This is a genomic window from Staphylococcus sp. HMSC06C11 (genome assembly GCF_001808345.1).
In the GTDB taxonomy this organism is placed as follows: domain Bacteria; phylum Bacillota; class Bacilli; order Staphylococcales; family Staphylococcaceae; genus Staphylococcus; species Staphylococcus capitis.
The window spans coordinates 234,393-249,276 of record NZ_KV793030.1; the positions used below are offsets into that span (position 1 = coordinate 234,393).

Genomic DNA, 14,884 nt, shown 5'->3' on the forward strand with positions numbered 1-14,884 from the left:
ATGAACTTTTTAAAATCAATTCATTTAGGGGTTTATTTTAAATCATTTTCTCACTCTAATTATGTTTTTACTCTTTAATCGTTTTATTATTATCTTCTTGATTATAAGGTTCAGGATGAACATATACTGAAGAAATACCTTTTTCATGTAAATGATGCTCTACTCTATCACAAATTTGATGAGCTTCATACAATGACAGATTCGGTTTCACGACGATAGTTACATCAAGAAAAATACTACTTCCATGATAACGCCCTTTAATATTATTAACGTCGATAACATCTTTTACTTCTAATATATCATTACGATAGTCTTCTAGATCTCTTTCATTAAATCCGTCACTTAAAGTAAAGATTGACTCTTTAAAAATCCCAAACCCGGTATAAATAATTAATAAACCTAGAAGTGTCGCTAAAATAATATCTACAATTGGAAATCCTATTTGCGTGAATATAAGACCTATAGCTGTACCGATACTGACTAAACTATCGGATAAGTTATCTTTTGCTGCAGATCGTAACGAGCTGCTATTAGTTTTTTTAGCGAGTCTATGATTAACATAAAATACACCTAACATAATCATACCACTGACTACACTGACAATAATTGTAATTACATTAGGTACATGTCTATCTTGTGTAATAAGTCTTGGTGCATTTTCCGTTACAACCTGTATCCCGACAAACATAATAATAAAAGATACAAGTAATGTCGAAATATTCTCAGATTTTAAATGACCGTATGGATGATTTTTATCTGCAGGTTTAATAGAAATTTTTAGTCCGACAATAACTGCAATTGAGACGATAATATCTGTCATATTATTTAACGCATCTGCTCGAACCGCTGCAGATTGGTATATATATCCAGTAACATATTTGGCTATTGAAAGAATAATATACACGACTAAACTAAGATAGGCACCACGTTGAGCAATCTTCAAATTTTCACTTTGAAACATGCTTATTTACCACCTTAATATGCTTTAATAACTTTAGTATGAAACAATAACTGAGGTATTACAACGTTTTTTTATTTCTATATTTTTTATGAAAATAAACTAATGAAATTTTTAGATTTGCCTAATTTATAATTTATATTTATTCAAATTTAATCACAATCTCAAATCTCTTTTTAAAAAAAGCAACCCACTCAGTACAACGTACTTAGTCGGTTGCTTTATCTAAACTCAATTAATCTCGTAAGATCCACTTAGACAAAATAAATGTTACCGGTATCGTAATAATTAATCCTACAAATGGGGCTATCTCTGAAGGGAAATGAAACCACTGCACAAATATGTATAAAAGTAATGTTTGCATTCCCATATTAACCACCTGTGTAAGTGGAAAACTTAAAAACTTTTTTAGCGTTGGTTTTACCCTATAAACAAAATAACAATTTAAGTAATAAGAAATGATGAAACTCACAATAAATCCTGTGATATGACTGACCAAGTAATTAACACCTAATAACTTTAGAAGTAATAAATATACAATATAGTAATTTAAAGTATTGATTCCACCCACTATTACAAATTTGATAATTTCAAAATGTGTCTGGGTTAATCTCATTCTCTATCTCCTTTAATTATTCTCCATCATAACCAAATGGTACTACTTTAAACTTTAGATCTTTTGGCAAATCATAATATGCTTTGAAGTCATTTAAATCCGTCTTCGTTGACGGTGTTGTTAAATGCGTATATTTTTCGAAAGGTAATCTCTCTAATATAATACTTTGATGACGCTTACCATTTTTTAATTGTTCTTCAACATTTTCAATTCTATTGACACTACTTTGATAAATCAAGCTAAATCCTATAACTAATATCAAACTATGAGCACATGCAATTGCCTTAACGATAGTCGTTACTTTATTGATATTTCCATCAAATTGCTTTACAAAACAAAGTAAAAATATTAACCACAGCACGTATATGAAATAAAAGTTTCTATTTCCTATTGGAGCCACAACCAATAATGGTAGCGTCGATAACACGATTGAAATTAAACATCCTAAAGCGATGGCTCTTAAAAATTTTTCTGATATTAATATGACTGTACTATATATCAAGACCGCAAAGAAAACTGCACAAATCAAGAAGTTTAATAAAGCTATTGAAAATGATTTTGTATATATTTCAAAATGGAATTGATCATAGATGAGTAATTTATAAAACGGTAAACTGTACAAACCATACATAATTGCAAATTTAATAACAACATGTTGGTTTACAAAAATTGTATTACGAACCAAAAGTATTGTAATGATAACCGAAATAACTACGAGTATTAAATATTGATTAAGAAATATATACTTAGGAAAGTCCATTAATAAAGTCGTTCCTATTTTATGTATAATGCCTACTTTATCTGAAATAGAATGGTAGACTGTTTTACCATCGATGATTTTAAAGTAAATAGGATTTAAAAACATAATGATTGCGCCAATGCAACTTAGCATAAAGCCTACAATTAAATAGTAGTTTAGCTTTTTATGTTGGATGCCATATATACTAGCACCAATTAAAATGATAAGACTATTGTATATAGTGATATTTTCAATAAATAACTGCCCAAACAAACAAGCTGTTAGAAACAGCCAAAGATGATTAATACTAGCCTCTTCATCTCCATAAAGAATATAAATGATAGTATATAAGATGAATAATGAGATTATTGATGAAGGAATATAATTGTAGAATCCTGCTAACCATCCATAAGTTTCACTATAAACTCCACTTGGAATCATTATTAAAAATGTAAAACATATCAAAATATATATAAACTTTTTATTTACATTCACTATTATGGTACAAAAGTATACCATTAAACACGATAAAGCAGTATAACTCAAATATTTGAAAATAGCGCTATGCATAGCGAGAATCTCTAAAAAATTCCCGAGATATCTTCCATTCGTTCTCATTAAATCTTGCCCAAGTGAACTTATGTGTGAATTTAAATACCAATGCCAGTCAACAAAAGATAATGGTGTTAGAATAGCCATAATGAAATAAAATAATATAATACCTATATACCAACATAATTGTTCGTGTTGTTTAAGTTGTTTCATAAGATGTCCTCTCTGCATGTTCATGATGTTTTATCGTAAGCTTAATTTATTTAATTTTATTATAGACTTAAAAACATATAAATGACTATCCCTTTCCAAAAGATAATTATAAGTGTGACTTTAGTTGAAGTTTATTTTTAAAAAAATAGCAATAAAACATAATAATAGGAAGTGATTGCGTGTCACAATTTAAAATAGTTATTGCCCCAGATTCGTTTAAAGAGAGTATGACAGCGACAGAGGCAGCTACTGCAATTCAAAATGGCTTTCAAGAAGTGTTTAATGATCAAGTTACTTACGACCTTATACCTATGGCGGATGGTGGCGAAGGAACAACTGAAGCTTTGAAAGAAGCTTTAAAGGCGACTTCCTATACCGTTCAAGTTAAAGACCCTCTCTTTAGAAATATTGATGCAAGTTATGCAAGAAGTGATCAATATGAAACAGCTATTATAGAAATGGCTGAGGCATCTGGCCTTCATTTATTAACCCATGAGGAGAGAAATCCACTTCAAACTTCCTCCTATGGAACTGGACAACTCATTAATGAAGCACTTAAACATGGTGTAAAGAAAATCATTTTAGGGATAGGAGGAAGCGCGACCAATGACGGTGGCGTGGGTATGTTGCAAGCATTAGGAGTTTCTTTTAAAGATGTTGAGCATAATGAAATTAAACCTGGTGGAGCAGCGTTAAACACAATTGATAAGATTGACACCTCTCATCTCAATCCTTTGCTACAAAACGTTGAAATTAAAGTAGCTTGTGACGTTACAAACCCATTATTGGGTGACCAAGGCACTACTGTAATATATGGACCTCAAAAAGGCGCTACTGAAAAGATGATACCAAAGTTGGATTCCGCATTAAGTCACTATCATGATAAAATTAAAGAAGAATTACAAAAGTCTGTCAAAGATATACCAGGTGCAGGCGCAGCTGGTGGCATGGGTACTGCTTTACTAGCTTTTCTTGATGCTAATTTGCAAGCAGGTATAGATGTAGTTCTAGATGAAACACGTTTTCAAGAGAGAGTGAAAGATGCTCAAATTGTTATTACAGGGGAAGGTAAAATGGATGAGCAAACGATTTATGGTAAAACACCCATAGGCGTTGCGAAAGTTGCAAAGGCATATGACATCCCGGTTATTGCAATTTGTGGTAGCCTCGGTGATCAGTATCAAGAAGTTTACCGCCACGGCATTGACACTGTCTTTAGCATTACTGAGTATCCTTCTGATTTAAAGACCACCCTTGAAAATGGACCACAATTCATGCAAAGAACTGCAACAAATATCGCCCGTCTCATCAAATTGAATTTGAAATTAAAACCATAAAATTGAAGTTTACCATTACAATGAGGTGACATTATGAAAAGAACAGATAAGTATAGAGATTCATACAAATACGATAATCAATATCAAAACCACCGACGTCGAGCTGAAGAAGACGAATTTCGAAATCGAGCTCAATCTCCAAATAAAATGAACGGTCAACGTTCTAATCAACGAGAATTTGATGATGAACCAGAACGTTACTATAATGGTCGTGATTATCGTCGTGAACAACAACTTGAAGAGGAAAATGAAAAATCAGGTCGAACTAAAAAATGGCTTATTGCTATCATAGTTATTTTACTTATTATAGTAGCCATTTTTGTTACCCGTGCCATCATGAATCACAATGATGATAAAGTAAATAATGATCCTAATGTGTCTCAAAATTATAAAAAACAAGTTGAAAGTCAAAATGATGATATCAACAAACAAGTTGACTCGGCGAAAAGTGATATTAAAAATAATAAAAATAGTGAATCTCAAATTAGCAAATTACAAAATGAAATTGATAAATTAAAACAAAAAGAAGAAAATAATGCTGATTCTAAATTCACACAATTTTATCAAAAACAACTTGATAAACTAAAAAATGCTAATAACGCACAACAAAACAATGAAAATCAAAGTAAAATTAATAGTATGCTTGAAGATATCAACACTAAATTTGATAGCATTAAATCAAAATTAGAAAGTATATTAAACGGTTCAAGCTCTGATGGACAAAGTAATTAATCACACTAACCTAGCAAGGTCGTTTAGGGTAACGACTTTGCTAGGTTTTTATGTATACACAAATTAGTATTTAAGTTTAGTACTTACAAACACATGTAAAACGTATATAATTGATGTTGTAATTTGTTCAAAGGAGATTATTTATGACTCATTCAAGTGCCAAGCACTTTTCAATGATATTAATCATTATCTTAGGTGTCATGACAGCATTCGGTCCACTTACGATCGATACATATACACCTTCTTTACCTAAAGTACAACATGATTTTGGAACTACAACTTCAGAAATCCAATTGACACTATCCTTTGCAATGATTGGACTCGCGCTTGGGCAATTCTTATTTGGACCTATTTCAGATGTCTTTGGTCGTAAACGAATTGCCACGATATTGATGATGATATATTTAGTAGCCACTTTTTTATCTATATTTACCGGTCACTTAACGTTATTTTTAATTCTACGATTGATACAAGGTTTAACAAGTGGCGGTGCTATCGTCATCGCCAAAGCGTCTGTTGGAGATAAATACCATGGTAATGAATTAGCTAAATTTTTAGCCTCATTAATGGTAGTTAACGGTATTATTTCCATATTAGCACCATTGCTAGGCGGTTTTGTATTATCTATATCTAACTGGAGAATGATATTTGCATTTTTAACGCTTATCGCTTTTATAGTTTTAATTGGTATTTTCTTAAAAATGCCAGCCCATACTCAAACAATGCAAACACGTCTTCAATTTAAAGATATACTTAAAGATTTCTTGTATTTACTTAAAAAACCGACATTCGTTATTCCTATGTTGCTACAAGGTTTAACCTATGTGATGTTATTTAGTTATTCATCAGCATCTCCTTTTATTACTCAAAAAATTTATCACATGAGTGCACCTCAATTCAGCGTGATGCTTGCTATTAACGGTGTAGGATTAATCGTAGTTAGCCAAATTGTTGCACTACTAGTAGAAAAAATTAGTCGTCAAAAATTATTAATTTATTTAACGATTGTGCAAATTGTAGGCGTAATATTACTTATTGCGACGTTAGCTTTACATCTTCCTTTATATGTATTACTCATCGCATTTTTCATTAATATTTCGCCAGTTACTTCAATTGCGCCATTAGGCTTTTCAATGGCAATGGAAGAGCGAACAGGAGGTAGTGGTAATGCCTCTAGCTTGCTAGGTTTGTTCCAATTTATATTAGGAGGAATTATCTCTCCATTAGTTGGTTTAAATGGTGAACATGATATGACTCCCTACTTACTTATAATTAGTGTTACTGCTATCTTACTAGTTTTACTACAATTCATTTATTTTAAGCTTTATTCAAAAAACACTATATCTCATTAAAAAGTAAAGCCTCACTTCAAAATGTAGAAGTGAGGTTTCATTATTATTATTGAATTGGCATCCATATCTCAGTGACGTAAGATTCACTTTGTGTATCACCTGGTCCGTATAGCTCAAAGAATGGGGCTTGTTTTATTTCAATATTTTCTCTAGGAATAAGTTCATGATGTATATCATTCATTGTTTGCTGAACACTTTTAGGGACAGGTCCTTTAGCTTCGACAACTAAATACTTTCCACCTTCTAAGTTGAATGTCTCTAAACCATCATGAGGATCTTCTGTACTTGGCACACCTATAGCGTAATCCATTGTTCTATCTTCTTTAGGCAGACAAACACCTAACAAACCGTTCAATTGGTTATCGCTTTTTTGCAATAATCGTTCATCTAATTTCATAGTATGCACATCTTCCCAGAAATCCGGAATATTACTTTGAGCGTGTCCTCCGCTTTTATAATGTCTATAAGCGCCTATGACTTTTGTGCTCTCAATATTTTCTATTCTGTAGTCCATGTTCATCTCCCCCATTTTAATTTTACTCAATTATCTTATAACCCATTTTCAAAATAATAACCTCATCAAATAGAACAAACATTTTAATATACTAAATGAATGGCACGTTATATAATATTAAATATTAAATGAATACCAGTTTGTTGAGGAAGAAATTATGAAGAAAACCATTTTACCAGTTAAACCTATAAGTCAATTATTTCCAATCCCTATGGTTATGGGATGTGAAGGCGTATCTGCAGCAATGTTACTACAATTTAATCATCATTCAATTAAAGCAACGGAAATTATGAGCAAATGGCCTAAACATCCTAACAATCCATATAAAGGTTACGTAGGCCACCCACTGTTAGTGAAGTTAGGTTACCACCAAACCATCTTTCCTGCTGCATTCGTTCCTTTCCTCAAGCAATATGACAATCGTGTTAAAGATGGTTCAGGTTCTAGCTTAAAACAACTTGAACGCGTAATTGATCAAGGACAACCTGTCATTATATATCATACAAGTTTAGGTGCTAGACCCTTTCACCGCGTGTTCCGTCTTGATAATAAACCTACTAGACTTGTATCGAACATTCATGTCACATTATTAATAGGTTATGATGATACTTATTACTATTATATTGATCCTTTGTGGACACAACTAACTAAAGGAATTGTCATACCTTCAATCATTCCAAATCATAAACAGATAATCAGAATTAAAAAACAAAAATTAGAACGTAGTTATAACGCACCAGGCCAAATGTGTGTATTCGTTCAACCATAATAGAAAGTGGAATCTCGAGACAAAGCGTTGTTGTCTCGAGATATTTTTTAATTATAATTAAATTTTAAATATGGAAATCTTTTAACGCATGATTGATTTCTTTAGCTAAATCAGACGTTCTCCATTGTCTTTGATAACCTAGACACGGGCACATATAAACTGTATCACTATCTCTTAGTTCTTTTCGAAAATGAACATGACCCATAATACTATATTTAATAGGATATTTCTCATAAATATAATCAAAATCTTGCGTCCCAATAAATGCATTAAAAAAATCAAAAATTCGATGTGGTGTAGGTACAACAAATTGTGGATGTGTAACCACATGTGTCATTAAAATAATATTACGGTCATCAACGTTCTTGATATCTTCATCTACCATTTGGGCAGCCACTTTTGACAACTGTTGGTCTGACGTAGTCCAGTCAATTCTTACTTTATCTTGCCATGTCGCCCCGTAATGTTTGCCTTTTTTAATTTTGTCTAATGAAAATCGCTTATCTGCAAAACTATAATCATACCAACCTGTATGACCAACGATGGCCCACTCATCATTAACAATTAATGGACGTCCTATTAAACATTCTTCTTGTGTTTTATAAAATTCTAAGATCTCAGTTGATGATTTATCCGAGCCATCGGACCACAAATCGTGATTCCCAGGTATAAAATAAGTTGGAATTTGTATCATGGCTTTTAAATGGACAATAAACTGATAACTCATTTTATAATCATTAGAAATATCTCCGGCAATCAATAATATATCCAATTTCCTCTCTTTAACTACCTCTGCCAAAATATTGAGATAGCTTTCCGGTTTGAGTTTTGGGTGGCGATCAATATGTAAATCTGAAATTGTACCTATTTTCATGATTTGACCCTTCTTACATTAGATTACAATAATTTTTATTATTACATATCCAGAAATTAAAGTTAATTAATCAGTTTAGTAATATTACTTGCTATTTACAAAAATAAGATTATAATTAAGTATATTTTTTAGCTTTACTGAATTTTTATAGTTACAAATAATATCAATCTAATTTTTTGATTATTCTAAAAAATCATAAGTATTTATTATCATAAACACTCTTATAAATGTATTTACTTATATTTCTGTAAATCATTGCTTTATCAAAATTGTTTCTATAATATTAGACGAAAGAAAACGCTTTCATAAACATTTGTTTTTCTGAGGAGGAAGTCTATGGCTAGACAATTGCATAGGGAGTTAAATAATAGGCATATCCAATTAATTGCTATTGGTGGTGCTATTGGAACTGGATTATTTCTAGGTTCTGGGCAAACTATTTCTTTAACTGGACCGTCACTATTATTTACTTATATGATTATTGGGATTATTTTATTCGCATTTATGCGTGCTTTGGGAGAATTGTTATTAAGTAACTCTAAATTTAATTCATTTGTAGATATCGCAAATGAATATTTAGGGCCTTTTGGAGGATTCGTAATAGGTTGGACTTATTGGATTTGTTGGGTCGTTTCGAGTATGTCAGATTTAACAGCCATGGGGCAATATTTCGCATTTTGGTATCCTCAGGTCCCTCATTGGTTAACTGTGTTATTTATTGTACTGATTTTAATTTCATTTAATTTATTAGGCGCTCGTTTATTTGGAGAACTTGAATTTTGGTTCTCAATCATTAAAGTTGTAACTATCGTAGCGATGGTAATTGTTGGATTGGTTTTAATTTTCCTATCATTTAAAACGCATTATGGTCATGCTTCATTTACCAATTTAGTTAAGCACGGAGGCATGTTCCCACATGGTCCTTTCGGATTCTTAATGTCATTTCAAATAGCAGTCTATTCCTTTATTGGTATTGAGCTTATCGGTGTAACAGCTGGTGAAACGAAAGATCCTGAAAAGACTATCCCTAAGGCTATTAATAACGTTCCTATTAGAATTTTACTCTTCTACATCGGTGGTTTATTAGTCATCATGTCAGTCATTCCATGGGATAACATTGACCCAGATAGTAGTCCTTTCGTAAAGCTATTTAGTATTATTGGCATACCTTTTGCAGCTGGTATAGTGAACTTTGTTGTCCTAACTGCAGCCGCTTCAGCTACAAATAGCGGTATTTACTCAAATAGTCGTATCTTGTTTGGTTTAGCTAAACAAGGTTTGGGACCTAAAGTATTAACTAAAACAAATTCTAACGGCGTGCCCTACCTTTCAATGTTCGTATCATCGATTACTTTACTTGTAGCAGCGTTGTTAAATTTTATCTTCCCAGATGCAATTAAACTATTTATATATGTTACGACTTTATCAACTGTACTCTTTTTAGTAGTTTGGGCAATGATTATCGTGTCATATATAGTTTATGTTAGAAAGGACCCTGAAGCACATAGAAATAGTAAATTTAAATTATTCGGTGGTCAAGGCGTCGCGTTTGTCGTATTAGCTTTCTTCTTCTTTGTATTTATATTATTATTCTTTAGTGCTGATACACGTGCAGCAATCTTTATTTCGCCAATCTGGTTCATATTCTTATTCTTCTACTATAAAAAATATAAATCAAATGCCAAAGCGTTAGCTGAAAAACAACATTTAAGCAATCAAAAGCAAACTAAAAACATATAAATGTTCTCTTTAAAAACATCTTAAAGAATATAATTTGTTATTCTTGCGCTTATATAAGATGTCTTCAATTATTACTCTTAGAGTGGCGGAACTATAAAAGAATTATAAACAATTCTTTTTGTTCCGCTTTCTTTTTTGGGGTAATAATTAATACAAATTAAAGTTAAATTCTGCTAAAAGTTGTGTATATGTGATTTACATTTTTAAATGGTAAAATATATGTTATTGATTTATAGAGGAGAATCATATGGAATTATTAGAAGCTTTTTTAATTTTTATATTTGCAGTCATTGTAAGTTCTGTCTTACATAATATGTTTCCTAAAATTCCAACTGCATTTATTCAGATTGGTTTAGGTGTTGTCATCTTTACTCTACCTATTCCAATGCATTTCGAATTTGATTCAGAAGTATTTATGATGGCCGTTATTGCCCCATTATTATTTGTTGAAGGAACGCATGTGTCTCGTTCTAAATTATTGGAATACCGTAAACCCGTCATTTTAATGGCAATGGCCTTAGTTTTTACAACGGTTATTGGCGTCGGTTACTTTATACATTGGATTTGGACCGATTTACCAATGCCAGCTGCTTTCGCGATAGCTGCGATTTTATGTCCTACTGATGCTGTGGCCGTATCAGCCATTACAAATGGGAAAGTTTTACCTAAAGGATCAATGTCTATTCTAGAAGGGGAATCATTGCTGAATGACGCAGCAGGTATCATTTCATTTAAAATTGCGGTCACTGCGCTTGTCACTGGTGCATTTTCAGCAATTAACGCTATCGAACAATTTATTATTTCGACAATCATCGGAATATTAGTCGGTGCCATCTTCGGTATTATTGTCGTGAGAATACGTATCTACCTTACAGCGAACAAAGGATTAAAAGATAATAACACATTAACATTTATCCAATTATTGACACCCTTCGCTATTTACTATATAGCTGAAACATTGCATGCATCAGGTATTATAGCTGTAGTAGTAGCAGGTTTAATTCATGGTTTAGAACGTGATAGATTAATCCGTGCACAAACAGAATTACAAATGAACTTTACACAAATTTGGAATACGTTTAGTTATGCACTGAATGGCTTTGTCTTTGTTGTACTTGGATTCATCGTACCTGAGGTTGTTATGGAAATTGTTAAAGATGAACCTGAAAATATTAAATTCTTAATTATGATTACCCTACTCATTGCGCTTGCTATTTATGTATTTCGTTTTATTTGGGTATTTGTATGGTATAAAGACTTTTATTTCCCGAAAAATATTCAATATTACATGGATAACTCAGATGAAGAAGAAACACCTCCCAATCGAGCACACTATGCTTTTATAATGACAATGTGTGGGATTCACGGAACGATTTCACTATCTATGGCATTGACCTTGCCGTATGTAATTAGTAATGGACATCGTTTTGAATATCGCAACGATTTATTATTCATTGCATCATTGATGGTATTAATCAGCTTAATATTAGCTCAAGTCATTTTACCGCTCATCACGCCTTCTGAAGAAGTATCTCATTTCAAAGGCATGAGTTACCAAGAAGCGAAAATATTTATCGTTCAGAATGTGATAGATCATTTTAAAAATGAATCTAAAAACAATCCTTCCATAGATTATAGACAAGTGATGAACCAATACTTTCAAGAATTAGGATTTCTATTAAATATTGAACCTGATAGTAAAAATACAAAAGAGTTGCGAAGATTAGAAGATATTGCAGAAGATGTGGAAACAAATACGTTACAAAAGCTTATCGATAATGGGAAAATTGATGCTACAAATGTTCGAGACTATCGTAATGTCATGGATGCTACTCAAGCTTATAATGAGAAAACGTTTGTAGAGAAATTTACTCGACTCTTCAAAATGATTTACTTGCGTTTTAAAGCTAGAAAAAATCGTAAAAAAGAAGAACGTTTAGTTCATAAACAAGAGCATGCGAGACTTAAAGAATTACACCAATCAACAAGTGACAATAAAACTAGAATTCGTGAGCAGCGTGAAGCATATAAAAATTCAAGACAAGAATTAAAAGAAGAACGTAAATTGAGAAAACAGCAGTTCCATGATAGTTACAAACAAGTTCAAAAAATCTTGCGCATCGTTAATCACCATATCGTGTTGAGATTACGAGAGGAACAAGATAGCTCGAATGTTTTAGAGGTAAGTTTAGTAATCAATCAGTATTATTCATTATTACGTATGTTACGTAGTCGTTCACGCCAAGACTTTAAATCCACTAAATCCCAAACACAAAGTAAAAATGACCTTGTTCCGCAAAATTTAAGAAAGTTAAAATTAGAAGGTTTATATAAACAAAGAACTATTCTGGATAAGTTAATCCAACGTAATAAAATAACGAATGATGTTGCAACACAAATTCGTGAAAATATTAATTACAATGAAATTGTTTTATCTCACGAATCAAAAGAATAAGGCGTATCATTTCAAAAATATGACTTTTAAATAGCTATGTATATAAAAAGGCTCAGAAAGAAGAGTGTGATCAATCTTTCTGAGCCTTATTTAGTATGGTTACTTGTTCTCTCATACTGTCTCACATTATTTAGTTAATTTAAATGGAATGGTACATAATATAACGTTTTTTTGATAGATCAAATGCATTTTCAATCTGAAGCTTGTTTGATTGTGAAGTAGATTGTGCCATGGTTTTTTGGGAATGAATTCTGGCACAACTACTGTGATTAAATAGTTTTGATCATTCGCTTTTTTACGAATTTTGTCGATAAATCTTGAGATTGGACGAATGATGCTTCTATATTCTGAATGTAGAATAACTAATCTTACATCTGGGAAGTGTCGTTTCCATTTCTCCATTAATGCTTTATCATCTTCATCTCCAAAAGTGACATGGACTGCGATAACATCATTATCAGCTAACATTTGAGCATAATAAATTGACTTATCAACCGCCGTCGTAATACTAGGTATTGGCACAATAGCTAAATTACGATCTACAACAGGAATGTCATGTACATCGATATCTGAGCGTAATTGTTGAGCTATATTTTTATAATGCGTATTAATTCTCATAAATACAGATACTACAAATGGTAAGAAGAATAATATTGGCCATACTTGAGTAAATTTAGTGATTAGAAGAATCATAAATACGATAAAAGTAATTGTTCCACCCACTAAGTTAAATGATAGTTTAATACCCCAACCTTTAGGACGTTCTTTTACCCACTTCAAGACCATACCAAATTGTGCTAATGTAAATGGAATAAACACACCTACAGCATATAATGGAATTAGATTTTCAGTCATTCCGTTAAACACAATAATTAAAATAATCGCCAAGACACCTAAAACAATAATTGAATTTGAATATCCTAAACGATCACCACGAACAATGAACATACGTGGCATATACTTATCTTTAGACATTGATGCAGCCAACATTGGAAATGCAGTAAATCCAGTATTGGCAGCTAATACTAATATCATTACTGTTGTTGCTTGAACGAAATAGAATGCAACGTTATTACCAAATATTTTTGAGGCCAGTTGAGATAACACAGTAGTCTCTGTTTGAGGCATTACACCATAAACGTAAGAGAGCCCCACGATTCCTACAAGTAAAACTGCTAGAATAGTCCCCATAGTTACTAATGTTTTGACTGCATTTTTCGGAGCAGGATCCTTAAAGTTGGTGACAGCATTAGAAATAGCTTCCACACCTGTTAAAGAAGAAGCTCCAGAAGAGAAAGCCTTTAACAGTAAGAATAATGTTACCCCCGGTACTGCAGTGCCAACAGTTGAATGCATATGTGGTTGCACGTCTCCTATAGCAACACGATATGTTCCTACAATAATTAATACAATTAATCCTATTATGAATAAATAGACTGGATAAGAAAGTACAGTGGCTGATTCTGTAAGCCCTCTTAAATTCATAATTAAAATGAACAAAACTAATAAACAAGCAATTAACACTTTAAAATGGTATAAGCTTGGAAAAGCAGCGACAAACGCATCTGCACCTGATGAAATACTAACTGCAACTGTTAGAATATAGTCTACTAATAGTGAACCACCTGCGAGCAATCCCCATTTCTCACCGAGGTTCGTTTTAGAAACCATATACGCACCTCCACCTTTAGGATATGCGTATATAACTTGTCTGTATGACATGATTAAAGCTGCAAGTAAGATAAGAACTGCACCAGCGATTGGTAAAGTATACCATGAAGCAACAGCACCAATTACTGATAAAGTGATCAATATTTGCTCTGGTCCATAGGCGACAGATGATAAAGCATCGGAAGACAGGATTGCTAAACCTTTAAATTTAGTAATTTTTTCATCCTTTAAGTCTCTATTTTTCTTTGGACGCCCGATTAAAAGTCTTTTAAATTGATTAAACATAACGCTTACCTCTTTAACTCTTTATCAATGGCTAAACTATACTCCCATCTCTATAAAATGTATAGGTTTTTAAGTCA

At 32.1% G+C, this 14,884-nt stretch carries 12 protein-coding genes; 6 read left to right on the forward strand and 6 right to left on the reverse strand.

Features of this window, described 5'->3' with window-relative positions; translation table 11 throughout:
- Window positions 1-67: 67 nt before the first annotated feature.
- From HMPREF3154_RS01225 to HMPREF3154_RS01235, 3 genes are all read right to left on the reverse strand, one after another.
- Complete coding sequence (locus HMPREF3154_RS01225; protein WP_023351192.1) at window positions 68-961, reverse strand: cation diffusion facilitator family transporter; 894 nt, start codon at window positions 959-961, stop codon at window positions 68-70.
- Between the two features lie 232 nt (window positions 962-1,193).
- Window positions 1,194-1,574, reverse strand: a complete 381-nt coding sequence (locus HMPREF3154_RS01230; RefSeq protein ID WP_023351191.1) for a GtrA family protein — start codon at window positions 1,572-1,574, stop codon at window positions 1,194-1,196.
- A 16-nt stretch (window positions 1,575-1,590) separates the two neighbouring features.
- On the reverse strand, window positions 1,591-3,102 hold the full coding sequence (locus HMPREF3154_RS01235; protein WP_306299728.1) for a DUF6056 family protein: 1,512 nt from the start codon (window positions 3,100-3,102) through the stop codon (window positions 1,591-1,593).
- A 155-nt stretch (window positions 3,103-3,257) separates the two neighbouring features.
- Here HMPREF3154_RS01235 and HMPREF3154_RS01240 point away from each other — a divergent pair, with 155 nt between their 5' ends.
- From HMPREF3154_RS01240 to HMPREF3154_RS01250, 3 genes are all read left to right on the forward strand, one after another.
- Window positions 3,258-4,415 (forward strand): glycerate kinase, encoded by a 1,158-nt coding sequence (locus HMPREF3154_RS01240; protein ID WP_023351189.1) that lies wholly within the window; start codon window positions 3,258-3,260, stop codon window positions 4,413-4,415.
- A 33-nt stretch (window positions 4,416-4,448) separates the two neighbouring features.
- On the forward strand, window positions 4,449-5,147 hold the full coding sequence (locus tag HMPREF3154_RS01245) for a hypothetical protein (protein ID WP_030063335.1): 699 nt from the start codon (window positions 4,449-4,451) through the stop codon (window positions 5,145-5,147).
- Window positions 5,148-5,290: 143 nt separating this feature from the next.
- The gene (locus tag HMPREF3154_RS01250; protein WP_023351187.1) at window positions 5,291-6,499 is read left to right on the forward strand and encodes a putative multidrug effflux MFS transporter TcaB; all 1,209 of its coding nucleotides are present in this window, start codon (window positions 5,291-5,293) and stop codon (window positions 6,497-6,499) included.
- A 46-nt stretch (window positions 6,500-6,545) separates the two neighbouring features.
- On the opposite strand, the gene HMPREF3154_RS01255 is transcribed toward HMPREF3154_RS01250, so the two are convergent.
- Entirely contained in the window at window positions 6,546-7,013 is a 468-nt protein-coding gene (locus tag HMPREF3154_RS01255; RefSeq protein ID WP_023351186.1) for a GyrI-like domain-containing protein, read from the reverse strand.
- A 157-nt stretch (window positions 7,014-7,170) separates the two neighbouring features.
- Between HMPREF3154_RS01255 and HMPREF3154_RS01260 the strand changes: the two genes are divergently transcribed.
- Complete coding sequence (locus HMPREF3154_RS01260) at window positions 7,171-7,782, forward strand: C39 family peptidase (protein ID WP_002432648.1); 612 nt, start codon at window positions 7,171-7,173, stop codon at window positions 7,780-7,782.
- Window positions 7,783-7,846: 64 nt separating this feature from the next.
- Here HMPREF3154_RS01260 and HMPREF3154_RS01265 read toward each other — a convergent pair whose 3' ends face one another.
- Window positions 7,847-8,656, reverse strand: coding sequence for a metallophosphoesterase (locus HMPREF3154_RS01265; protein WP_023351185.1), 810 nt, complete (start codon window positions 8,654-8,656; stop codon window positions 7,847-7,849).
- Between the two features lie 336 nt (window positions 8,657-8,992).
- Between HMPREF3154_RS01265 and HMPREF3154_RS01270 the strand changes: the two genes are divergently transcribed.
- Window positions 8,993-10,396 carry an amino acid permease gene (locus tag HMPREF3154_RS01270; protein ID WP_002432511.1) on the forward strand — a complete coding sequence of 468 codons (1,404 nt, stop codon included), beginning with the start codon at window positions 8,993-8,995 and terminating at the stop codon, window positions 10,394-10,396.
- Window positions 10,397-10,643: 247 nt separating this feature from the next.
- Entirely contained in the window at window positions 10,644-12,851 is a 2,208-nt protein-coding gene (locus tag HMPREF3154_RS01275) for a cation:proton antiporter (RefSeq protein ID WP_023351184.1), read from the forward strand.
- A 126-nt stretch (window positions 12,852-12,977) separates the two neighbouring features.
- Here HMPREF3154_RS01275 and HMPREF3154_RS01280 read toward each other — a convergent pair whose 3' ends face one another.
- Window positions 12,978-14,807 carry an APC family permease gene (locus HMPREF3154_RS01280; protein ID WP_002432693.1) on the reverse strand — a complete coding sequence of 610 codons (1,830 nt, stop codon included), beginning with the start codon at window positions 14,805-14,807 and terminating at the stop codon, window positions 12,978-12,980.
- Window positions 14,808-14,884: the final 77 nt, after the last annotated feature.

Bases quoted from the DNA above. Each gene is read 5' to 3' on its own strand.
- HMPREF3154_RS01225 (WP_023351192.1), bottom strand. From the start codon at position 961: ATGTTTCAAAGTGAAAATTTGAAGATTGCTCAACGTGGTGCCTATCTT.
- HMPREF3154_RS01230 (WP_023351191.1), bottom strand. From the start codon at position 1,574: ATGAGATTAACCCAGACACATTTTGAAATTATCAAATTTGTAATAGTG.
- HMPREF3154_RS01235 (WP_306299728.1), bottom strand. From the start codon at position 3,102: ATGAACATGCAGAGAGGACATCTTATGAAACAACTTAAACAACACGAA.
- HMPREF3154_RS01245 (WP_030063335.1), top strand. From the start codon at position 4,449: ATGAAAAGAACAGATAAGTATAGAGATTCATACAAATACGATAATCAA.
- HMPREF3154_RS01250 (WP_023351187.1), top strand. From the start codon at position 5,291: ATGACTCATTCAAGTGCCAAGCACTTTTCAATGATATTAATCATTATC.
- HMPREF3154_RS01255 (WP_023351186.1), bottom strand. From the start codon at position 7,013: ATGGACTACAGAATAGAAAATATTGAGAGCACAAAAGTCATAGGCGCT.
- HMPREF3154_RS01260 (WP_002432648.1), top strand. From the start codon at position 7,171: ATGAAGAAAACCATTTTACCAGTTAAACCTATAAGTCAATTATTTCCA.
- HMPREF3154_RS01265 (WP_023351185.1), bottom strand. From the start codon at position 8,656: ATGAAAATAGGTACAATTTCAGATTTACATATTGATCGCCACCCAAAA.
- HMPREF3154_RS01270 (WP_002432511.1), top strand. From the start codon at position 8,993: ATGGCTAGACAATTGCATAGGGAGTTAAATAATAGGCATATCCAATTA.
- HMPREF3154_RS01275 (WP_023351184.1), top strand. From the start codon at position 10,644: ATGGAATTATTAGAAGCTTTTTTAATTTTTATATTTGCAGTCATTGTA.
- HMPREF3154_RS01280 (WP_002432693.1), bottom strand. From the start codon at position 14,807: ATGTTTAATCAATTTAAAAGACTTTTAATCGGGCGTCCAAAGAAAAAT.